Source organism: Pilosibacter sp. YYHA0881, from assembly GCF_051602715.1.
Taxonomy (GTDB): Bacteria; Bacillota; Clostridia; order Lachnospirales; family Lachnospiraceae; genus Alitiscatomonas; species Alitiscatomonas aceti.
The window spans coordinates 1,637,733-1,658,341 of the sequence record NZ_CP175657.1 but is presented as its reverse complement, the minus strand read 5'-3'; the positions used below and the strand labels follow the sequence as shown (position 1 = coordinate 1,658,341).

Sequence of the window (20,609 nt, the reverse complement as noted above, 5' to 3'; positions counted from 1 at the left end):
GCAAAAAGACGGTATTGAAGTCTTTGCAGCGCTCTTTTGCGTTCACATTGAGAAAAAAACAGGCCCGGCGGCTGCCGTTAAGGAAGAGAGCTCCGGCTCACCGGAAGGGCAGGACTCTGCCGGAAAGAGCAGCAGCACGGCTCCCCTGGAGGAGCGGATGGTATCGGGCAGGGGTACAAGACAGTCTTCATTTCCCAGAGGGATGCGGAGGCTGTCTTTTTCTGTTTTTATAAGACAGAAAAAGAGCGGGGGAGCATCCGGTTCATGTTCTGGAATGGGAGTGAGCCCGGGACACAGGGAAAGCTTAAGGCTGTCTCCATTCAGGACCCAGTGGAGGACCGGCCCGCGGGTCACACAGGTCCGGCAGCGGCGGACGGCCTGTGCCAGGGCCTGGGAGGCCTCCGGAGGGGATTCTGGAGCGTTGTCCCCGTCTGTCTCAATAAATGTGGAAAAAACTCCGTCCAGGTCCATGGGGCGGTGGAGATCCAGGCCGCTGACCGGGGCGATGGGAAAGCCGGAGCAGGCCAGCCGGATCCACCACTGGATGGCCTGGCAGTTATCGGGGACCATGGGATGGGCGTTGTTTACGATCTCAATGAAATCCATGAGCCCGGGATCGTGAATGGTCATATCCCAGCGCATACCATTGGCAAAGGGAGAGGGCAGGGAAAAGGGATGGGCAGGCCCTGCCAGTCCGCCGGCCTCGTGGACCCGCTGAAACAGAGGGTCGGCGTTATCCCGGTCGATGTCATCCCAGGGAATATAAGAGGTTACGTTCTGGCAGAGCAGATGCCCGTAGTAGGACGTGAGCTCGTAGCCGTAGACGTACTGGAGCCGGTTTTTGCAGGCCGCGGGCAGATCTGGGAAGCCGGAGACTGTGTTGTGGTCCGTGAGGGAAAACCAGGGGATCCCCTGGGCTTCCATAAATGCAGCCAGCTCCTTTACGGTCATGGAGCCGTCAGACTCCATGGTATGATTATGCAGTTCGATCCGTTTCCACATGAACGGGACCTCCTTTGATCTCCAGGTTCCAGGGGGTATTCTCCTCCACCACCTGGTATACGTTGACAATGATCTTCACCATGCCGTTTCTTCCGTCATAGGGAAGGCAGCCTCTGGAGCGGACGCCTTCCTTTAACAGGATCTCCTTTCTCGTCCCCGGCATATGGACATTTCCGGCAAAGACGCCTCCGATCATGGCACAGAGCTGGATCTCGGTCTTCATAGCCTGCACCATCTCTTGAAGCTGCCGGTCAGTGGGGATCCGGCCCAGGTAGGGAACAGCCTGCCGGATCAGTGGATGCCGGAAGCGTTCGATATAGGAAGCCGGGTCCTGTATGCGTTCTTTTTCATAGGTAAGGATCACGGAAAGCTCATGGATCCCGTGGGGAATATGGAACTGGAAGCTCATATTTCCAGTGAACCCACGGTCGAGAACTCCGTGAAAGGTCTGAAGTGTTTCCATGGATCGCTCCTTTCATTGGTTCTAACCATATGAGGATAACGGAAAGAATGTAAAAAGAGAAAGAACAGAAATGTAAAAAACAGGTAATATTTAAGATGATTGTATGAATATACGAACAACAGATACAATTTACATAAAATTTAGCCAACCTGTCTTTTTTGTTTACAGGACTCCTGGTATATTAAAGCCGTGCCAGAGAGAGAAAAGGAAGGAGAATGAGAGATGTGTGAGATCACAGCACATTCCGGCTGCGATGGAACGCCGGATAATTCCATGGAATTTGTAAGATATGCCCTGGCCTCCGAGGGAAACTGCCTGGAGGCAGATATCAGGAGAAACCGGGACGGGGAGCTGATCCTGTCCCATGACGAGACCGCGGAGGAGGCGGTCAGGCTGGGCCAGGTGTTTGAGCTTTTAAAGGAAAAGCCGGAAAAAAGGATCAACTGCGATCTGAAAACGCCGGGGCTGGAGATCCCCGTATACCAGCTGGCAAAGGAGTATGGCGTGGAGGGACAGCTGATCTATTCCGGTACGGTGAGTTCCTTTTTCATGAAGGCCAGACCGGAAAAATATCCGGAGGTCCGCGTATACTGGAACATTGAAAATCTGATCCCGGAGCCGGATCTGGGAAGGAATATCTGCATGAAGCAGATGGAACAGGTGTTCCGTACGGCAGTGCGTTATTCAGCCCAGTGCATCAATATGGAATACCGTCTGTTCACAGACAGGGTGATGGAGCTTTTAAAAACCATGGGCCTGGGAGGCTCTGCCTGGACGGTCAACGATCCGGAGATCATCCGGAGCCTGATGGAAAAGGGGATCGCCAATATCACCACACGGAGCCTTAAGACGGCAGTGGCAGTGCGGAAGGAGATGGAAGGATGAAGCTCATGTCTCCCAAGGCCTTTTACTATACCGTAGGAAAAAAGAATTTTTTCCAGTACATCCTGTTTGGGATCTTTGTCCTGTTCTTCTATCTGCCGTTAATGAACCTGTGCATGCTGGCCTTTGCGGATAAGTACGAGGTCCCGGCCATCATTCCCCAGAAATTCGGCTTCCGCTGGTGGGAGTTCGTTCTGGGACAGGGAAGTCTTCTGAGTTCCATTGCCACCTCCTTTGTGCTGGCGGCCATTGTGACAGCAGTGTCCCTGCTGATCTGCATTCCTGCGGCTTACGCCCTGGCCCGGTATAATTTCAAAGGAAAGCGGGTGTTCCTGCTATCGTTTCTCTTAAGCAACGCGTATCCCAGGATGGGGCTGTACATCTCCATCGGTATCCTGTTCTACCGGCTGAACCTCATGGGGACCTTTGTGGGCGTGATCATCATCCATGTGCTGAACTCCATGATGTTTATGACATGGATCCCGTCGGGAGCCTTCCGGGGCGTGTACAGGCAGCAGGAGGAATCTGCCAGGGACGCCGGGGCCGGCCCCTTCCGGACATTTTTCCGGATCACGCTTCCGCTGGCCATGCCGGGCATTGCCGTTGCCAGTGTGTTCACCTTCCTGGGATCCCTGGAGGAGGCCCAGGGAACGCTGCTGGTGGGCTTCCCCCAGGTGAAGACCATGCCGGTGGAGCTCTACGGAGTCATCATGGAATATCCGCTGACGGCGGGACCGGTGCTGTCACTGATCCTGATCATACCCACCGTGCTGATCCTGTTCCTTATGCGGAAATACATCAATGCAGATAATCTTTCCCAGGGCTATGGGATGAAATAGGAGGAATTGAAATGGAAAGAAAAGTAAAGCTCCAGATCACTGGTATGGAGAAGAAATATAAAAACGGGGACGGCGTGGAAAATATCAACATCGATGTGTACGAGGGAGAGTTTGTGACCATGTTAGGGCCCTCCGGCTGCGGAAAATCCACGATCCTGCGGACACTGGGAGGATTTCTGGACATCGATAAGGGAGACATTCTCATCGACGGGGAATCCGTAAAGGACCTTCCGCCGGAAAAGCGTCCCACCGCCATGGTGTTCCAGAGCTACAACCTCTGGCCTCATATGACTGTATATGAAAATCTTGCCTTCGGTCTGGAGATCAAGAAGGTCCCAAAAAACGAGATCAAGAGCGAGGTAGAGCGGGGGCTTAAGCTGGTGAACATGACCGGCTATGAGAAGAAGTATCCGGGCCAGCTTTCCGGCGGACAGCAGCAGAGGATCGCCATTGCCAGAGCCCTGCTGTTAAAGCCGTCAGTCCTTCTCCTGGACGAGCCCTTTTCTGCCCTGGACGCCAAGATCCGGGCCCAGATGCGGGAGGAGCTGAAGCGGATCCAGGAGGAATTGAATATCACGGTGGTGTTTGTGACCCATGACCAGGAGGAGGCCATGGCTTTGTCCCACCGGATCGTTGTCATGAACAAGGGCTTTATCGAGCAGATCGGAACCCCCACGGAGATCTACGATCATCCGGCCACCCGGTTTGTGGCTTCCTTCATTGGAGAAATGAATTTCCTGACAAAGCAGGACGGAAGCTCTGTGGCTGTGCGTCCGGAGGACGTGACCATCACCAGAGGAGAGGTCCAGGGGCAGCTCTCCGGAGACGTGAGGACCATCATGGTCCTGGGCCATTTTGTGGAGGTCAATGTGGAGGTGGAAAACCGCCAGGTGATCAAGACCTATGTGGCCAGAAATGTGGCCGACCAGCTCCATATGAAGGACCGGGTATCCCTTTCCTTCGCGAAAACCTTCCAGTACTGCGCCTGATGGGAAGCAGACGGGAGTTTTATATAAAATCATGAACCATGAATGAGAAATCAAAAAAGAGGAGAAAGATGATGAAAAATTGTAAGATCGTAAGCTGCGGAAAGAAAACTGCTGTGATGGCCCTGGCTGTGTCTGTGGGAGCCATGCTGATGACCGGCTGCTCCACCAGCGCCAGTGCATCGGGGAGCACTGCGTCTGCCGGAAAGCCGGTGGTGACCGTTTGGGCTGGAGGCTCTGATAATGTGCGGGTACAGTTTGAAAAGCAGATCCAGCAGTTTAACGCATCCCAGGATCAGTATACGGCAGAGCTTCAGTTTATCACCTCGGGAACCGGAGCCCAGGGGCTGTTTGAGCGTGTGGTAGCCGCGAAAAAGGCGGGCCAGACGGATACGGATTACGATGTGATCGAGCTGGGCGGCGACGAGGTGACGAAATACGTGGACGAAGGCGGAGAGGATTTCTTTGTTCCCCTGGATAAGAGCAAGATCCCCAATATAGACACTCTCCAGGTGGAATCCACTTTCCGGAACGACCTGGTGATGCCGTACAGAGGGACCACAGTGGTCCTGGCCTATAATTCGGAAACGGTGGAAAATCCGCCTAAGACAGCGGAGGAGCTTTACCAGTGGATCAAGGAACATCCGGGCCGTTTCGCCTACAATACCCCGTCCTCCGGCGGTGCAGGCGGCTCCTTTGTGACCACCAGCATTTATAATTTCATGGACGAGTCGGCGCTCACCTCCTCCGATCCGGCCAACAAGGAGCAGTGGGGCCAGGGCTTTGAGCTTTTAAAGGAGCTCCATCCCTATATGTATAAATCCTCCGGCAAGGTGGTATACCCCAATAAGAACCAGGGGACCCTGGATCTTCTGGCCAATAAGGAGGTGGACATGATCCCGGCCTGGGCCGATATGGCCATCACCCAGATGAAGCAGGGAACGCTCCCGGAATCCATTAAGATCACCCAGATCGATCCGTCCTTCACCGGAAGCCCGGTGGTGCTGGGGATCCCGTCCATCGGATCCGATCAGGACGGAGCCTATGCCTTCCTCAACTACATGCTGACTCCCGAGGCCCAGAACATTGCCCTGGATTCCATGGCAGCGATCCCGGTCATCGACTTTGGCCTTCTGGATCAGGAGCTGACAAAGACCATCGAGGATCTGAAGATCGAGGAATTCCGCATCGGAAGCCTGGGAAATCTGGGAACCGAGCTTTACGAGGAATGGGACAGCCAGATCGGAACTCTTGAATAAGCGTAAGGAGAGACAGAACATGAGACAAAAGACCCTGGGAAAGCTGTTTCCCTATCTGCTGATCCTTCCTTCCCTGATCATCCTGGCGGGAGTCGTATTCTATCCCATTGCGGCCAGCCTCCTCCGCAGCTTCCAGCTGGAGGAGGGCGGCTGGGGCCTGGATAATTACATTTACTTCTTTACCGACCCGATCCAGAGGAGGAATATCCTGTATACGCTCCAGATCGTGATCGTAACTGTGGTCCTGGCCATCGGGATCTCGTATTTCCTGGCTATTTATCTGCGGTTTTCCAACAGCTGGGCCAGCCGGATGATCGGGCGGCTGTATCTGCTGCCACGGTTTATTCCGGGTCTGGTGGCAGTCAACGGCATGATCACCGTGATCCGTGATTCCGGGCTGATCAACCGGATCTCCCGGCTTCTGGGAATGAACCTGCAGCTGGGACTTATGTACAATGGAAAGGGGATCGTGCTGATGAATCTGTGGTTTAACATTCCCTTTGCCACCATGCTGATGGCGGCTGCCCTCTCCAAAATCCCGGATTCCACCATTGAGGCGGCCAGGGACGCAGGAGCGGAGCGGTTCCGGATCCTGAGGCAGATGATTCTGCCTTTGACCTACCGGGATCTTTTCGTGGCGGCCACCTTCGTGTTCATGAGCAATATCAGCTCCTTCACAACACCGTATCTCATGGACGGGAATAATCCCCAGATGATGGGAATTTCCCTGTACACCCAGTTCAACAACGGCCACTATGAAAAGGCAGCGGCCCTGTCGGTGATCATGTTCCTGTTCTCCGTGCTGTCGGCGGCGGTCTATGTGTACACCAATATGAAAGAAAATGAATGGGAGAAAGGAAATGGCTGATTTTAGGAAGGAAGGACGGCCCTGCCCCATCGCCCACAGAGGCTGTATGGAGGCCGGGCCGGAAAATTCTCTCACAGCCTTTGAGGAGGCGGCGGCCCTGGGGGCCGGAGGCGTGGAAATGGACGTCCGCAGGACCAGGGACGGAAAGCTGGTGGTATTCCACGATGCAGATGTCAGGCGGCTTACCATGGGCTGGCAGGGGCCGTATAGCAGCGGCAAGGTAAAGGATATGACCTGGGAAAAGCTGAGCCAGGTGCGCCTTCCCTTTGGCGGCCATCTGCTGAAGCGGTTCCCGGAGGGCGGATACTCCAACGAGAAGCAGTATTATTATCCCTGGGCTGTGGCGCCGGAGCAGGAGGTCCTTTACCAGATGGAACGGTTTGAAAGCCGGGCGGAGAACGAGGAACAGGTCCTGTCAGCCGTGTACCGGCGGTATAAGGAGGAGTATGAACGGCGGTGCCTGGAGGACGGAAGGCTGGAGCGGATCTTAAGTCTCCGGGAGTTCTTCCAATGGCTCCGGACGCAGCCGGAGGGCTTTTTTGCTGAGGTGGAGCTGAAGGAAAGAGGGATCGCAGGGGCAGTGATCCAGATGGCGGAAAAGTGCCATGCAGCAGACCGGTGCATTATCTTCTCCGGAATGGAGGAGGTGGTCTGGGAGATCCAGGACTGGTGCCGGAGCCATAAAAAGCCAGAGGGTCTCCGGCTGGGAGCCAACATCCGCTTCTTGAAGGATGAGCAGAAGGAGATGCTGGACAGGGGGGATTTTTATGAGGTGGGACTGAATGCAGGGAGCTTTGGCAGCGAAGAGGTGGAGTATCTGCACCAGAAAGGGATCCAGGTCTTTTCCAACCTGGGAGACACGCCGGACTGGTGGGAAGCCCTGGACCATCTGGAGGTGGACGGCTTTAAGACCAACTGTCTCGGGCAGTACAGGAAATGGAGGCAGAAATGGGAGCGGAAGTAGAAAAGAAAGAAATGCGGGGGATAGAAACCATGACGGTCCAGGTGCCCTGGAAAGCCATTTTACGGTTTTCTATCCCTCTTTTTATAGGAAGCCTGTTCCAGCAGATATACAGCATGGCTGACGCAGTGATCGTGGGCCGTCTGGTGGGAGTAAAGGAGCTGGCGGGAGTGGGAGCCACGGGGGCCATGAGCTTTCTGGTCATCGGCTTTGCCACCGGGATCACCAGCGGCTTTTCCGTGGTCATCGCCCAACGGGCCGGAGCCGGGGACAAAGAGCAGATCCGTACCTCGGCTGCGGCCTGTGGCTGGCTGTGTGCGGCGGTGACGGCAGTCATGACCCTTTTAAGTACGGTCGGGGCAGATCCCCTTCTTCGGCTCATGAATACGCCGGAGGATATTTTCCAGTACGCCTCCGGCTATATCGGCATTATTTTCGGCGGTCTGGGAGCCGCCATCTACTACAATATGATCGCAGGGATCCTGAGGGCCGTGGGGGACAGCCGCACACCTCTGTATTTCCTTATTTTTTCTTCTGTCCTCAACGTGGTCCTGGATCTGGCGGCAGTCCTGGTATTTCACGGAGGCGTGGAGGGGGCGGCCGCAGCCACGGTTCTGGCCCAGCTGGCTTCCGCGGTCCTCTGCCATTGGTACGCATGGAGGAAATATCCGGACATCTGGCCGGAACGGAGGCACTGGTCTCAAAGTCTTTCCCAGGGCTGGAAGCACTTAAGGATCGGCCTTCCCATGGCACTCCAGTTTTCCGTGACAGCAGTGGGGATCATGATCCTCCAGGCCTACTTAAACGGCTTCGGCTCGGCGGTGATCGCCGGATACACGGCAGCCGGGAAGGTGGAAAACCTGGTGACCCAGCCCTTTACGACCCTGGCTGCGGCCATGGAGGTGTACTGCGGTCAGAATTATGGAGCCGGACGGCCGGACCGGATCCGCCAGGGCATCGTCTCCAGTCTGAAAATGGGAGGGGCTGCGGCTTTGGGAATGCTGGTCCTCAATGTGTGTTTCGGACGCCAGATGATCCGGCTGTTTCTGGAGCCCTATGATCCGGTGATCGTGGAGTACGGGTATACATATCTGGTGATCATCGGCGTGTTTTCTATGGCTCTGTGCGCTCTCCAGATCGTCCGCAGCTCCCTCCAGGGCATGGGAGAGGCTCTGGTGCCCATGGCAGGAGGAGTCCTGGAGCTGGCGGCCCGGTGGGGCGGCTGTGCGCTCCTGCTGCCCTTCGGCTACGCGGGAATCTGCTTTTCCACGCCCCTGGCCTGGCTTCTGGCGCTGACGCTCCTTTGTCTCTATTATAAAAAATCCAGGGAGGAAAGCTGAATGTTAGACAAGAGTATTCCGTATAAGGACCTGATCATGAAGTGGGACGGGAACCGGCAGTGTCTGCTGCCGGTCTGTGTGCCTCCAGGATACCGTCTGCGTACCTGGCGGGAAGGAGACCAGAAAAACTGGGCCAGGATCCAGAAGGAGGCCGGGGAGTTTGGGGACATGACACTGGAGCAGACAGAGGCATGGTTTTTACAGGAATATGGGGACCGGAAAGAGGAGCTTTCCTTCCGGTGCCTGTTTGCAGAAAGCATGGACAAAGAAGCAGACGGCGTCTGCATGGCATGGACAGAGGCGGGAACGGATGGGAGCCTTATTCCCTCCCTTCACTGGCTGGCAGTGCGGGATGCAAAAAAAGGCCAGGGCATTGGAACTGCCCTGGTCCGAGAGGCCCTGCGGGTATTCGCAGGCCGGGGAGAGGTCCCGGTCTTTCTGCACACCCAGCCCTGGAGCTACGAGGCTGTTGGCCTGTATTTAAAGGCTGGTTTTTTCCTGTGCAGGAGCGAGACCTTTGGAACCCATAAAAATCAGTTTCAGGAGGGGATCCGGATCCTGGAGCAGTACCTGGAGGTGGACCCCAGGCTGTGCCGGTAGGCCGGATCCCTTTTTTTCGTTTTACTGGAGATCTTTATACATCTGCCAGGCTGGCTTCTTTGTCCCGTCAGTGCCGATGAGACCGAAGGCGTAGTGGGCGCCCAGAAGAGAAGGCTCGTCGTGCATGCGGTTTAAGAAAAAGCCTTCCACATAAGGGTTGGCCTTGGCCGCCTGGTAGGCCTCGGCGATGGACTGGGCCTGGAGCTCCAGGACCTGGCCGCCCCGCTCCGGAGAGTCGGAGGTGAAGCCCTGTTCGGAGAGGATCAGATGGCGGACCTTCCCCTCGGGAGAGAGCATATCCGGCTGCTGCATATAATCCGTGAGCACATGAAGGTTTTTCAGATTGATAATATACGTATCTGGGGTATCAAGTACGTGGATATCATCGGAAAATACAGGATCGGTGAAGGTCTCCGGATATGCGTGCCATGCGATTCCGTAGTCCGTATCCTTTAACAGGGCGTTGAGCCTGGGGAGCATGTCCATGACGCCGTACTTAAAGCCCTCCAACTGGCCGCAGTTCCAGCGGAAATCAAAGGGCATATACACCCGGGCCAGGGAATTGGAGGCCTTGATGGTGTCATACCAGGTACGGAAGGAGGTGGCATAGTTGGAGCAGTAGGTGTCAATGTCCATGGAGCCTAAGTAGTTCCATACCTGACCGTCGTTGACCTCGTTGCCGATGACCCAGTTGGATACCAGGTTCCCGAAATTGCTGGTCAGGATCCCGGCGGTGTCCCGGATGGCCTGGACGCCCTGCTCATTTAAGGTATTGAAGCCATAATAGCTGACTCCGGCCACAGGGGCGGATACAGGCAGCAGCTCCGGCTTATAGGCCGCTGCGTTCCAGTCGTTTAAAACGATCATGGTAACGGTGATCCCGGCATTGTCCATGGCCCGCAGGAAGCTTCCGTAAGCGTTCATCATATTAGGCTGGAAGGCCCAGGACATGGGAAAGTTGCAGACCACCTGGGAGGCTCCCACCTCCACTACATCAGCTACCTCGCTTTCGCTGTTGATGAGCACGCCCTTTATATTAGACGGCTGACGGTAAAAATCCGCGTAGGCCGGCATCACAGAGCCCAGGCAGAGAACGGCCGCCGTCATAAAGGCGGTTAGTTTTTTCATAAGTCTCATATGGAATCCCCTTTCTTATTTATACTTACAATATACCCCGGATCCCCATTTGTGTCAACTGGGGATGAGGAAGCCGCTGTATGGAAAGCTCCAGCTCTCATTTTTTCATTAGTTTATAGATATCTGTGCCAGGAAAAACATTTTGCCGCTTCTGGAGTTGTGCTATAATAAAACCGAAATCACAGCAGATCGGGAAATAGAAGAAAGCCAGACTGGAATTCATGGAGGTTAAGGTATGATGACAGGGTTGAAGCGGGGGACGGTGAAATTAATACCTCATCAGGAAGAATGGGATCAGAATGCAAAAGAAATGATCGGGATCTTATTTGAACTTTTAAACGATGCGGCCATTGATATCCAGCATGTTGGAAGTACCGCCATTCAGAGCATACATGCAAAACCCATTATTGATATCGCAGTCGGCGTTGGAGAATTGAATGATATTTTGCCGTATATTGAATTATTAAAACAGCACGGTATTATTTACCGGGGAGAGGATGTTAAAGGGCAGATGCTGTTTGTGATGGGGGATTTTCAAAATGATACGCGAACCCACCATATCCATGTAGTTAAGTGGCGTGAAATGGAATGGAATCATTACATCAGCTTTAGGGACTATCTGAACACTTATCCGGAAAAAGCAATGATATATGACGAATGTAAGAAAAAATTAGCGGCACAGTTCCCAGATGACCGGAAAAGTTATACTGAGGGCAAGCAGGGACTGATTGAGTGTTTATTAAGGGAAGCAGATAGATGGAAATCTGGAGCCCCAGTATCATAACAGCCAGACTCTGAAGCGCTGGTTTCGGAATGAAGGATGCCCCGGGGGGGGGAGATAAGGAATGGTTAAGGTGATAAAGGAAAAATTTGTTGTCATTGGAAAAGAGGGATCAACATCAGACGGCGACGGCTTTATCCAGAAACTGTGGTATGACGCAGACAGCCATTTTAGTGAAATCGCGCATCTGGCAAAGAGAGACGCAAAAGGAAGTATTGTGGGGATATGGGGTGCCATGTCGGATAGTTCCCGTTCATTTAAACCGTGGGAGGACGGCTTCCGTAAAGGCCTGTATCTGGCGGGAGTGGAGTGTGACGATCATGCGGAAGCACCTGATGGCTGGACGAAATGGATAGTACCTGGTTATGAATATATGGTCGCGGAAAATCATAAGGGAGCGTTTGAAAAAATCATCAGACAGATGAGCGAGGATGGGATTTCTCTGGCTGGAGCTGTTCATGATTACACTGACCCTGCAACGGGAAAGAGCTATCTGTATTTTCCCATAAGAGAAGTTTAATAGATCCAGGAAAGCTGCCTTTAGCGCAAGATGGCTTTGGATCTTTGAAGAGTTGGCGGCAGGGAATTATAAAAAGAAGGGGTAGAGTGTGGGTGAATTTATGAAATTTGAAATGTTAGCAGACAGTATAAAAGAAATAAATGTAAAAGCCGGTAATATTGCGAAATGTGCGGTGAATCAGTTGATGACGCTTAGAAACTGGGCGATTGGATATTATATTGTTGAATATGAACAAGGGGGAAGTGACAGGGCATCGTATGGCACACGGCTACTTAAAAATTTAGAAGAACAGATTTCTGAAAAAGGGATGAATTCTACATTGTTTAAGTGGTGCCGCCAGTTTTATCTTTTGTATCCCCAAATTGGTGCAGCAGTGTCACATCAATTTGGACTGCCATATTTTGAAAAAAGTGCGACAGCGTCGCACCAATTCGAGACAAAGCCTGAATTACTGCTTAATAACCTGTCCTTTTCGCATATAAGAGAGCTGCTGGTAATTGCAGATGATTTTGAGAGATTCTTTTATGAAACAGAGTGTATAAAGTGTAACTGGACTGTGAGAGAACTTCGCAGGCAGATAAAGACTAATCTGTATATAAGAGCTGGAATCAGTAAAAAGCCTGAATTGTTATTACAGGAAACGATGGGACACCCGGATAGTACCATGCTTACGATTAAAGATCCATTTACCTTTGAATTTCTTGGTCTAAATGTCAGAGACGCTGTAAGCGAATCGGATCTGGAACAGGCGCTTATGGATCATTTACAGGAATTCATGCTGGAACTTGGGCAGGGATTTTGTTTCGAGGCGAGACAAAAACGTATTATTATTGATGATAAATATTACTTTGTGGATCTTGTTTTTTATAACCGGCTACTGCATTGTAATGTGATCATTGAACTTAAAAATGATGAATTTAAGCATGAGGATTTAGGGCAGCTAAATGCCTATGTTGGTTATTATAAAAAGAATGAAATGTCAGAAGGCGATAATCCGCCAGTGGGGATTTTGCTTTGTACAGATAAGGGAGCGCAGATGGTTGAGTATGCCTTATCGGGAATGGATAACCAGCTATTTGTATCTACCTATATGCTGCACTTACCGGACAAGAAAACGTTAGAAGAATTTATGAGAAAAGAAATGAGAGAGATGGGAATATAAAAAGCACGAAAAACAAGCGGCCACGAATGACAGATCCAGCCGGCCAGTCCCCCATCCTTAAAACGGGGACTGGCCCTTCCCGCTGTCCTCCAGGTAATGGATCATGTCCTGGAATTCGTCCTTGTACCTGCGGGAGGAGGCGGTGGGATTGGAGCGGAGGACGGAGCGCAGGAATTTCCTCCGGTGTTCCCGGATGGCTGCCAGGGAGGCCTCCTTTTCCTTTAAAAGCTCCAGAAGCTGGGATTCGGATTTTCCCCGGAGCCCTTCCAGCCGGTTTCCGGTCCTGGAACGAAGCTCCTCCAGCCGCGCCTCCAGGTCCGCCCGTCTTCCAGCCAGCCGCGTCTCCAGGTCTGTCCGGGTCTCATGGAGACGGTCCTCTGCATCCATCCGTAAAAGTGCCGTCTGGACCCGGAGGATATCCAGATCCTGGCGCAGCTTCCGGGCGGCCTCCAGGGATCTGCCGAAGGCCAGAGCCTCTCTGGTGCAGACAATGGCATCAGCGGTGAAGACAACGGTCACTACGGCTACAAAAAGAATATCCCACATGACGGGCAGGGAAAGGACGGCCCGTTCAATGGGCTTGTGGATCACATGGGTCATAAAAATAGTCAGAAAGCCCCAGGCAATGGACGAGCTCAGGCAGATATAGCCATGGAGATTGAATTTCTGATTGCTGTAATCCCAGTAACGGACCTTAAAGAGCTGCTCCATGGCCCAGCCAGTGACATATTCCAGGATAGTCGCTCCGATAACGCCGGAAACCCAGGTGAGGAGCAGGCTGTCCTGGAACGGCTCCGACACCACCAGCATCATCACCGCCCCGCTGCCGTACAGGGGAAGCATGGGGATCCGTAGAAAGCCCCGGTTCACAAACCGGCGTTTTAAAATGGAGACGTAAGAGGATTCAAAGATCCAGCCAAAAAAGCAGTATAGATAAAAAAAGGTAAGCCATTGATACCAGGTATAAACGTGCATGATGTCCCTCCTTGAGATGTGTGAAAAGTAAGATAATGATACGGCAGAACAGGGACTTTTGCAAGGAAAATCGTTTCCCGGCCGCAGCGGCTTGTTTTTGCGGCTGGCAGCGGGTATAATGGAAATTAAGATCAAGAAAAAGAAGGACAGAAAACATATATATAAGGAACATTCATGAATAAATACGAAATTTTGAAAACATATTTTGGCTACGATTCCTTCCGGGGAGCGCAGGAGATCCTGATCGACCAGATCCTGTCCGGAAGGGACGTGCTGGGGATCATGCCCACGGGAGCGGGCAAGTCTCTCTGCTATCAGATCCCGGCTCTGATGCTGGATGGGATCACCCTGGTGATATCGCCCCTGATCTCCTTAATGAAGGACCAGGTGGGGAGCCTGAACCAGGCCGGGATCCATGCAGCGTACCTGAACAGTTCTCTTACTCCGGGCCAGTACCGGAAGGCCCTGTCCTATGCCAGACAGGGAAGATATCCCATCATCTATGTGGCCCCGGAACGGCTTTTAACGCCGGAGTTCCTGGATTTTGCCAGAAATGCGCGGATCTCCATGGTGGCGGTGGATGAGGCCCACTGCGTTTCCCAGTGGGGACAGGACTTCCGACCCGGCTATTTACGGATCGCGGACTTTATCCGGGAGCTTCCGGCGCGGCCTGTGGTCAGCGCCTTTACGGCCACGGCCACCAGGGAGGTGCGGGACGATATCCTGGAGCTTCTGGACCTTCGGGATCCTGCGGTCACGTCCACTGGATTTGACCGGGGAAATCTGTATTTTGCAGTGGAGACGCCCAGAGACCGGTACGGAGCGGTGAAAGGCTATATAGAAGAGCATTCTGGTGAAAGCGGCATCGTCTATTGCCTGACCAGAAAACAGGTGGACGAAGTGTGCGGCCATCTGATCCGGGACGGCTTTCCTGCCACCCGCTACCACGCGGGCCTGTCTGACGAGGAGCGGAGGAAAAACCAGGAGGATTTTATTTACGACCGCGCACCTCTCATGGTGGCCACCAACGCCTTTGGAATGGGCATCGATAAATCTAATGTCCGGTTTGTGCTCCATTACGGAATGCCAAAGAACATAGAAAGCTATTACCAGGAGGCAGGCCGGGCCGGCCGGGACGGGGAACCGGCGGAATGCATCCTGTATTACAGCGGCCAGGATGTGATCACCAACCGGCTGTTCATTGAGAACAACCGGGACAATCTGGAGCTGGACCCGGAAACGGCGGAGCTTGTCCGGGGAAGGGACCTGGACCGGTTAAAGAAAATGACCTTCTACTGCTGTACCAACGAATGTCTCCGGGATTATATCCTGCGGTATTTCGGGGAATACGGGTCCAATTACTGCGGAAACTGCGCCAACTGCCGGAAGGAGTTTGAAACGGCGGAGGTGACGGAGGCAGCCAGGATCATGATCGGCTGTGTAAAGGCCTGCGGGCAGAGATACGGGATCAACGTGATCCTGGATACGGTCCGGGGAGCGGAGACAGAAAAACTGCGCCAGTACCGGATGACGGAAAATCCCTGTTTTGGAAGTCTTTCCAGAGTGCCGGCATACCGGCTGCGCCAGATCATGAACCATCTTCTGCTGAACGGATATCTGGAGACCACAGACGGCAGCTATTCTGTGGTAAAGCTCACAGAAAGATCAGAGGACGTGCTCTGCGGCGCAGAGACCGTGACCATGAAGATGGCAAAAGAGCCGGAGCGGCGGCCTGGGAAGGCCCGGGAGGCGAAAAAGAAAAAGCCAGTCCTGGCCTCCGGCCTGCGGGAGGGGGACGAGCCCATGTTTGAAAAGCTCCGTTCCCTGCGGGCGGCCATTGCCAGAGAAGAAAAGGTACCTCCGTACATTGTCTTTTCTGACAAGACTCTGGTCCACATGTGTATTGTCCGTCCATCGGATAAGGCGGAAATGCTGACAGTCACTGGCGTAGGTGAGTTTAAGTACCAGAAGTACGGAGAGCGGTTCCTGGAGTGTGTAAGGGAGGCGGGAAAATGGAACTCTACCAGTTAAAATACTTTCTGTATGCGGCAAAATATGAAAATATCTCCAAGGCGGCCCAGGCACTCCGGGTCTCCCAGCCCTCCATCAGCCGGGCGGTGGCGTCCCTGGAAAAGGAGCTGCAGGTGGAGCTGTTCGAGCGCCAGGGGAAGCGGATCCTCCTGACCCGGGCAGGACTGACCTTCCGGGAGCAGATCTCCCCCATTTTGTGGAAGCTGGAGGGGCTGGGAGACGAGATGAAAAAGGTGCAGAAGGGCGGGGATACGATACGTCTTAATGCTATGTCGGTGGTGCCGCTCCTTTCCGGTATCATAAAAAAGTTCCGGGAGGAGGAGCCGGATGCGGCCTTTGTGGTGATAGACCAGAAGGAGAGCACAGACTGGCATCTGTGTATTTTAAGCGCTGGTCCCGGCATGTCCTACCAGGATGGCCATGAACTTTTGTCAGAGGAGGTCTTTCTTGGAGCATCGTCTGGAACCTGGCTGGGTGAAAAGGATGAGATTTCTTTGAGGGATGTGAATAATGAGAATTTTATCCTGTTGCCCCGGGGGAGAGTTTTAAGGAACCTGGCGGACACACGGTTTCGGGAGCATCATTTTATTCCACAGTTTTCCATGGAGTGCAATAATACCCATCTGGTGAGGAGTCTGGTCAGTGATCAGGTGGGAATCACCCTGTGGCCGGAATATTCCTGGGGAAAACGGCCGGATGTACATATGGTGAGGATTACCGAACCAGGCTTTAACCGTTCCGTATTTCTTCTGCGGCAGAAAAGTGGAGAAATACCGCCGGTGGCAGAGCGGTTTGCCCAGTTTGTAGAGGACTATATGAGAACACTGGAGCATGAAAAATAATGCACATTAGGAAGCGGCCCTGGAAACAGGGCTGTTTTTATTTTATTTCTTTTTCCTTATTCATTTTACACATATAGAGCATGCGAATTGTATATTGGACAATAATAAGTGGAATATGTATAATATGCTTAAATAATTGATGGTAAAACGATAAAAATTGTGAAAATTAACACAATAATGGAGGTGAGAGGAATTGAAACGGATCAAGGAGACCAACCGCCTGCTGGCGGAAAATCTAGTGAGATCCATTATGAAGGATTATGAGGCCTGCGGGATCGCAGCAGCCATAATCGACAAAAATGGTGTGACCCAGTACGAGAAATTCTGGGGAGTGAGAGATCTGGAATCCCGGAAAGAGCTGGATGGGGAAACGATCTTTGGACTGGCTTCAGTGACCAAATCCTTCACTGCTTTAGCCATTATGCAGATGGAGGAGCGGGGGATCCTTAAGCTGGACGACCCGGTAAGCCGGTATGTTCCGGAATTTACCAATAAAAACCAGAAAACCGTGACGATCCGACATCTTTTAACCCACAGCGGCGGCTTTTTCCCTCTTCCCAGGATCCTGGTGGATCAGGTGGCTGCGGAGATGGGGCTGGATGAGAAGGCGGTGGGAGATCTGGCCTACAATGACGCTCTGGCGGATGAAGGGGTCCGCCGGGTGGCAGAACGGCTGGATGCCCAGACAGAAGAAAGCGGCCTGAACGGAGAGCCGGGCGAATACTTAAGCTACTGCAATGACGGTTATGGCCTGCTTTCGGATATCATCCGCAGGCACGGTGGTGAACCCTCTTATGCGGAATATCTTTTAAAGAATATCATTGAGCCTCTGGGTATGAAGCGGAGTTTCTGTGATTTTGTCCGGCCCAGTCTGGATGTCAATGCCGCCACTCTATATAAAAAGGTAAACGGCGTTATGACAGCCTCCAGGGATTACCATGATCATGCCTTTGTACTAAACGGAGGCGGAGCCATGAAATCCACTCTGAACGATCTGAAAAAATATCTGGCAATGTATCTGAACGAAGGGAAAACGCCGGAGGGGATCCGGATCCTGGGCAGTACAGGGATCCGTGAGATGTGCAGGCCCCGCCAGGATTATGGAGCGTTTGGATATTACGGCTACGGTCTTTCCATGAAACGTCTGGACGATCTGAAGGTGGTGGAACATGGAGGGAGCCTTCCGGGAGTATCCTCCAATATCGCCTGGTCCAATGAGGTGGAGGCGGCAGTCATCGTTCTCTGCAATACCTCAGGAGTACCGGTACGGCTGATCTCCGACGCCCTGATGCGGATGTACAATGGGAGGAATCCGGTGGACCGCCGGGACGTATGGCAGGAAACATCCTGGGATGAGGAGACGATCCTGGAAGCCCAGGGAATGTATATTTCCGGAGAAGGGACAAAGGCGGAGCTTTACAGGAAGAAGGACGGGAGTTTGGGGGCAAGAGAGAATGGAAAAGAGATCCCCATTATCCCGGTAGGTCCCAAAACCGCCATCGTCCGGAATCAATATTCGGACCTTTTTATCCGCCTGATCCAGAACGAGAGCCGGGGCATCTACGCCATTGCTTATGGCAGCAGGCTGATCCCCAAAAGCCGGCAGGAGAAACGGGAAGAAGGAGAATAACGGAATGGGAAAGCAATACCAGATCCAGTGCTGTATTAGAAATCTAGTCTATGCTGCAGTCGCGGCAGCAGTTGTTTTTGTTATACGCAGGCAGTGGAATCTCATCGGGATCTCCGATGCCTGCGCTCTCTCTGGAATCGTGTTCCTGATCGTGGGTTTGTTCCGCCGGGCAAGATATATGAGGTTTTACGATCTTTGCATTTATGGAGCCATGCGGTTTAAAAGCTTAAGGACCAATCCGGGAGTTTCAGATAAGACATTCGGAAGCTATGGCGAATTTGTAGAAAAAGACGGTATGAAAGAAACTATACAGAATCTTTTATTGCGGCGGCCAGCATGTTTATCTGCTCGCTCGCAATATTGGGCATATAATCAAGGAGGAAGAAAGCGATGAAAAAGACGAAAAAAATGCTGGCAGCCATGCTGGCAGTGAGCACTCTGGCGGCGGCGCTCTCGGGCTGTTCCGGTGGGAACAAGACCGACGGAAGCCTGGAGTTTACGGAAGCGGCATCGGCAGATCGCAATAATGGGACGACAGAGGCAGGGGCGTCTGAATCCAGCGAGGCGAAGACAGATCCCAATGGTGAAAAGCCTTCACCAGAAGGCTATGGGATCCTGCGGGAGGCGTCCACTGCGAAGATCGGTTCTTTGAACCCACTGACGTATACCCAGTCCTATGCGTCTACCCAGATCAAGCGTTCCTCTATGACCTTATACGGATATTTCCCCAGCGCGGATTACACTGCATGTGAAATTGCGGGAGAGCTGGCAGCGGAGGAGCCAATCCAGATGGATGAGGAAGGAAAGGTATGGCAGATCAAGGTCCGGGAAGGCTGCGTGTGGGAAAACGGAGATACCCTGGATGCCAATGATGTGTATTATACCTGGAAGATGATCCTGGATCCGAAGCTTGCGAATCTGAGGGCAAGTAACTTTGCCAACGATGCCATTGAGATCGTGAAGGCGATGGACTATTTCCAGGGCAATGCCTCCTGGGATGAGGTGGGTCTGAAGCTGATCGACGATCATACGCTGGAAATACATACCGTCAGCATGCACAATCCAACCGAGGTCATGATCCATCTGGCACATCCGGCCAACTGTATGATCAATGAAGAATACTATGAAAAAGGGATGAACGCAGATAGAACGGAGACCATGTACGGGACATCCCAGGAACATTATATTTCCTGCGGACCGTTCCTGGTAGAGAACTGGGTCAACGACGCAGAGATCACCTTTAAGAAAAACCCCAATTATCCATTTGCGGACCGTATCTGGCTGGCAGGGATCAATATTAAGGTTGTTGAGGACAGCAGTACACAGATGCAGCTGTTCGAAAACGGCGAGATCGATTATGTTCAGCTTTCCACATCTAATTACTTAAAGTATGAAGAGGATCCGCGGGTTCTTCTGGCTCCGTATAACTCTGTGCGCCATGTGGTGGTCAATACCATCAACCCGGAGAAACCGATCTTAGCCAATGAAAAGTTCAGACAGGCCCTTTATTACGGAGTAGACAGAGAAAATCTCGCGAGCCTGACCAAACAGGATCCGGCAGAGTATATTGTTCCCACCACCCATATGATGGATCTGAACAAAAATATCACCTTCCGTGATACCGAAGAAGGAAAAGCAAACAGAAAAGAAAACTACGGATATGATCCTGAAAAGGCAAAACAGCTGTTTGACGAGGCAATGTCCGAGGAAGGCCTGGACAAGCTGACGCTGACCATGCATTACTCTGACACAGAGTTAATGGCCCAGATGTCAGAATTCCTCCAGCAGAGCTGGCCGAAGCTGTTTGGCGCAGACCGGTTTGAACTGAAGCTCCAGGCGATGCCGGCCAATCAGCTGAGCCAGGTGAAGAGGGGATGGCAGACCAACCCGGCCTCTTACGAGTTAAGCTGGGGCGGCTGGGTAGGCAATGATCTGGCACCGTGGAACGCGTTTAAGTACTGGACGTCCTTCTACTCCAACAAAAACGAGCCGTTTATCAATGAAGAGTTTGATAAAGTATTCAACGCAGCGAACTTCGCAGATGATCGTTTTGACGAAGGTGTTCGTCTGAAAGAGGTTGCGGAAATGGAACGCTTACTGATCGAGCCGGCCAATGTTATTCCGGTAACACAGGACATTTATAAGTATTTAAAGGCTGATCGCTTACAGCTTTCCACAAACGGTTATGTAAACCGGATCGGCTTTGCCTGGGACTATTCCAAGATCATTGAGTAATCCAGGATGGATCAATGATAGAAAAAGACAGAAGTAGAGTGACGAGACCACAGACAGGCTGCTTCATAAAAGGAGCAGCTTGTCATTCTTCTGAGA

General features: G+C 52.5%; 20 protein-coding genes. 16 read left to right on the top strand and 4 right to left on the bottom strand.

The window, feature by feature from the left end; genetic code table 11:
* Window positions 1-42 precede the first annotated feature (42 nt).
* Together ACI6NM_RS07720 and ACI6NM_RS07715 are read right to left on the bottom strand one after the other, a co-directional pair.
* Entirely contained in the window at window positions 43-1,002 is a 960-nt protein-coding gene (locus tag ACI6NM_RS07720) for a CehA/McbA family metallohydrolase (protein WP_262426806.1), read from the bottom strand.
* On the bottom strand, window positions 977-1,465 hold the full coding sequence (locus ACI6NM_RS07715; RefSeq protein ID WP_022274736.1) for a DUF6669 family protein: 489 nt from the start codon (window positions 1,463-1,465) through the stop codon (window positions 977-979). The genes ACI6NM_RS07720 and ACI6NM_RS07715 overlap by 26 nt, the downstream gene beginning before the upstream one ends.
* A 222-nt stretch (window positions 1,466-1,687) precedes the next feature.
* On the opposite strand from ACI6NM_RS07715, the gene ACI6NM_RS07710 reads away from it, so the two are divergent.
* From ACI6NM_RS07710 to ACI6NM_RS07675, 8 genes are all read left to right on the top strand, one after another.
* Entirely contained in the window at window positions 1,688-2,350 is a 663-nt protein-coding gene (locus ACI6NM_RS07710; protein WP_158359207.1) for a glycerophosphodiester phosphodiesterase, read from the top strand.
* Window positions 2,347-3,186: an ABC transporter permease gene (locus ACI6NM_RS07705; RefSeq protein ID WP_022274734.1), complete on the top strand. Its 840-nt coding sequence runs from the start codon at window positions 2,347-2,349 to the stop codon at window positions 3,184-3,186. The genes ACI6NM_RS07710 and ACI6NM_RS07705 overlap by 4 nt, the downstream gene beginning before the upstream one ends.
* An 11-nt stretch (window positions 3,187-3,197) precedes the next feature.
* Window positions 3,198-4,175 (top strand): ABC transporter ATP-binding protein, encoded by a 978-nt coding sequence (locus tag ACI6NM_RS07700; RefSeq protein WP_158359209.1) that lies wholly within the window; start codon window positions 3,198-3,200, stop codon window positions 4,173-4,175.
* A gap of 68 nt (window positions 4,176-4,243) precedes the next feature.
* Window positions 4,244-5,431 (top strand): extracellular solute-binding protein, encoded by a 1,188-nt coding sequence (locus ACI6NM_RS07695; protein WP_438501090.1) that lies wholly within the window; start codon window positions 4,244-4,246, stop codon window positions 5,429-5,431.
* 19 nt (window positions 5,432-5,450) lie between these two features.
* Window positions 5,451-6,299 carry an ABC transporter permease gene (locus ACI6NM_RS07690; RefSeq protein WP_158359213.1) on the top strand — a complete coding sequence of 283 codons (849 nt, stop codon included), beginning with the start codon at window positions 5,451-5,453 and terminating at the stop codon, window positions 6,297-6,299.
* Window positions 6,292-7,263 (top strand): glycerophosphodiester phosphodiesterase, encoded by a 972-nt coding sequence (locus ACI6NM_RS07685; protein ID WP_262426805.1) that lies wholly within the window; start codon window positions 6,292-6,294, stop codon window positions 7,261-7,263. The genes ACI6NM_RS07690 and ACI6NM_RS07685 overlap by 8 nt, the downstream gene beginning before the upstream one ends.
* A complete protein-coding gene (locus tag ACI6NM_RS07680) occupies window positions 7,248-8,600 on the top strand; it encodes an MATE family efflux transporter (protein ID WP_262426804.1) in 1,353 nt (450 codons plus the stop codon). Before ACI6NM_RS07685 ends, ACI6NM_RS07680 begins: the two co-directional genes overlap by 16 nt.
* The gene (locus ACI6NM_RS07675) at window positions 8,601-9,200 is read left to right on the top strand and encodes a GNAT family N-acetyltransferase (RefSeq protein WP_022274728.1); all 600 of its coding nucleotides are present in this window, start codon (window positions 8,601-8,603) and stop codon (window positions 9,198-9,200) included. It abuts the gene before it with no gap.
* 21 nt (window positions 9,201-9,221) lie between these two features.
* Here ACI6NM_RS07675 and ACI6NM_RS07670 read toward each other — a convergent pair whose 3' ends face one another.
* Window positions 9,222-10,337 carry a DUF5722 domain-containing protein gene (locus tag ACI6NM_RS07670; RefSeq protein WP_438501089.1) on the bottom strand — a complete coding sequence of 372 codons (1,116 nt, stop codon included), beginning with the start codon at window positions 10,335-10,337 and terminating at the stop codon, window positions 9,222-9,224.
* 235 nt (window positions 10,338-10,572) lie between these two features.
* Here ACI6NM_RS07670 and ACI6NM_RS07665 point away from each other — a divergent pair, with 235 nt between their 5' ends.
* The 3 genes from ACI6NM_RS07665 to ACI6NM_RS07655 all read left to right on the top strand — a co-directional run bounded on the left by ACI6NM_RS07665 (window position 10,573) and on the right by ACI6NM_RS07655 (window position 12,800).
* Window positions 10,573-11,121, top strand: coding sequence for a GrpB family protein (locus tag ACI6NM_RS07665; RefSeq protein ID WP_330599862.1), 549 nt, complete (start codon window positions 10,573-10,575; stop codon window positions 11,119-11,121).
* Window positions 11,122-11,182: 61 nt separating this feature from the next.
* Window positions 11,183-11,638: a GyrI-like domain-containing protein gene (locus tag ACI6NM_RS07660; protein WP_158359223.1), complete on the top strand. Its 456-nt coding sequence runs from the start codon at window positions 11,183-11,185 to the stop codon at window positions 11,636-11,638.
* Window positions 11,639-11,726: 88 nt separating this feature from the next.
* Window positions 11,727-12,800 (top strand): PDDEXK nuclease domain-containing protein, encoded by a 1,074-nt coding sequence (locus tag ACI6NM_RS07655; protein ID WP_438501088.1) that lies wholly within the window; start codon window positions 11,727-11,729, stop codon window positions 12,798-12,800.
* Between the two features lie 57 nt (window positions 12,801-12,857).
* Here the strand turns inward: ACI6NM_RS07655 and ACI6NM_RS07650 are convergent, their stop codons facing one another.
* On the bottom strand, window positions 12,858-13,775 hold the full coding sequence (locus tag ACI6NM_RS07650; protein WP_262426801.1) for a putative ABC transporter permease: 918 nt from the start codon (window positions 13,773-13,775) through the stop codon (window positions 12,858-12,860).
* A 174-nt stretch (window positions 13,776-13,949) separates the two neighbouring features.
* Here ACI6NM_RS07650 and recQ point away from each other — a divergent pair, with 174 nt between their 5' ends.
* From recQ to ACI6NM_RS07625, 5 genes are all read left to right on the top strand, one after another.
* On the top strand, window positions 13,950-15,806 hold the full coding sequence (recQ, locus tag ACI6NM_RS07645) for a DNA helicase RecQ (protein WP_158359227.1): 1,857 nt from the start codon (window positions 13,950-13,952) through the stop codon (window positions 15,804-15,806).
* Window positions 15,788-16,648, top strand: a complete 861-nt coding sequence (locus ACI6NM_RS07640; RefSeq protein WP_262426800.1) for a LysR family transcriptional regulator — start codon at window positions 15,788-15,790, stop codon at window positions 16,646-16,648. Before recQ ends, ACI6NM_RS07640 begins: the two co-directional genes overlap by 19 nt.
* Window positions 16,649-16,841: 193 nt before the next feature.
* Complete coding sequence (locus tag ACI6NM_RS07635) at window positions 16,842-18,278, top strand: serine hydrolase domain-containing protein (RefSeq protein ID WP_262426799.1); 1,437 nt, start codon at window positions 16,842-16,844, stop codon at window positions 18,276-18,278.
* Between the two features lie 4 nt (window positions 18,279-18,282).
* The gene (locus ACI6NM_RS07630) at window positions 18,283-18,672 is read left to right on the top strand and encodes a hypothetical protein (protein ID WP_337810994.1); all 390 of its coding nucleotides are present in this window, start codon (window positions 18,283-18,285) and stop codon (window positions 18,670-18,672) included.
* A complete protein-coding gene (locus tag ACI6NM_RS07625; protein ID WP_262426798.1) occupies window positions 18,669-20,513 on the top strand; it encodes a peptide ABC transporter substrate-binding protein in 1,845 nt (614 codons plus the stop codon). The genes ACI6NM_RS07630 and ACI6NM_RS07625 overlap by 4 nt, the downstream gene beginning before the upstream one ends.
* Window positions 20,514-20,609: the final 96 nt, after the last annotated feature.

Bases quoted from the DNA above. Each gene is read 5' to 3' on its own strand.
- ACI6NM_RS07625 (WP_262426798.1), top strand. From the start codon at position 18,669: ATGAAAAAGACGAAAAAAATGCTGGCAGCCATGCTGGCAGTGAGCACT.
- ACI6NM_RS07675 (WP_022274728.1), top strand. From the start codon at position 8,601: ATGTTAGACAAGAGTATTCCGTATAAGGACCTGATCATGAAGTGGGAC.
- recQ (WP_158359227.1), top strand. From the start codon at position 13,950: ATGAATAAATACGAAATTTTGAAAACATATTTTGGCTACGATTCCTTC.
- ACI6NM_RS07700 (WP_158359209.1), top strand. From the start codon at position 3,198: ATGGAAAGAAAAGTAAAGCTCCAGATCACTGGTATGGAGAAGAAATAT.
- ACI6NM_RS07720 (WP_262426806.1), bottom strand. From the start codon at position 1,002: ATGTGGAAACGGATCGAACTGCATAATCATACCATGGAGTCTGACGGC.
- ACI6NM_RS07650 (WP_262426801.1), bottom strand. From the start codon at position 13,775: ATGCACGTTTATACCTGGTATCAATGGCTTACCTTTTTTTATCTATAC.
- ACI6NM_RS07690 (WP_158359213.1), top strand. From the start codon at position 5,451: ATGAGACAAAAGACCCTGGGAAAGCTGTTTCCCTATCTGCTGATCCTT.
- ACI6NM_RS07660 (WP_158359223.1), top strand. From the start codon at position 11,183: ATGGTTAAGGTGATAAAGGAAAAATTTGTTGTCATTGGAAAAGAGGGA.
- ACI6NM_RS07710 (WP_158359207.1), top strand. From the start codon at position 1,688: ATGTGTGAGATCACAGCACATTCCGGCTGCGATGGAACGCCGGATAAT.
- ACI6NM_RS07670 (WP_438501089.1), bottom strand. From the start codon at position 10,337: ATGAGACTTATGAAAAAACTAACCGCCTTTATGACGGCGGCCGTTCTC.
- ACI6NM_RS07665 (WP_330599862.1), top strand. From the start codon at position 10,573: ATGATGACAGGGTTGAAGCGGGGGACGGTGAAATTAATACCTCATCAG.
- ACI6NM_RS07680 (WP_262426804.1), top strand. From the start codon at position 7,248: ATGGGAGCGGAAGTAGAAAAGAAAGAAATGCGGGGGATAGAAACCATG.
- ACI6NM_RS07630 (WP_337810994.1), top strand. From the start codon at position 18,283: ATGGGAAAGCAATACCAGATCCAGTGCTGTATTAGAAATCTAGTCTAT.
- ACI6NM_RS07685 (WP_262426805.1), top strand. From the start codon at position 6,292: ATGGCTGATTTTAGGAAGGAAGGACGGCCCTGCCCCATCGCCCACAGA.
- ACI6NM_RS07715 (WP_022274736.1), bottom strand. From the start codon at position 1,465: ATGGAAACACTTCAGACCTTTCACGGAGTTCTCGACCGTGGGTTCACT.
- ACI6NM_RS07640 (WP_262426800.1), top strand. From the start codon at position 15,788: ATGGAACTCTACCAGTTAAAATACTTTCTGTATGCGGCAAAATATGAA.
- ACI6NM_RS07695 (WP_438501090.1), top strand. From the start codon at position 4,244: ATGATGAAAAATTGTAAGATCGTAAGCTGCGGAAAGAAAACTGCTGTG.
- ACI6NM_RS07705 (WP_022274734.1), top strand. From the start codon at position 2,347: ATGAAGCTCATGTCTCCCAAGGCCTTTTACTATACCGTAGGAAAAAAG.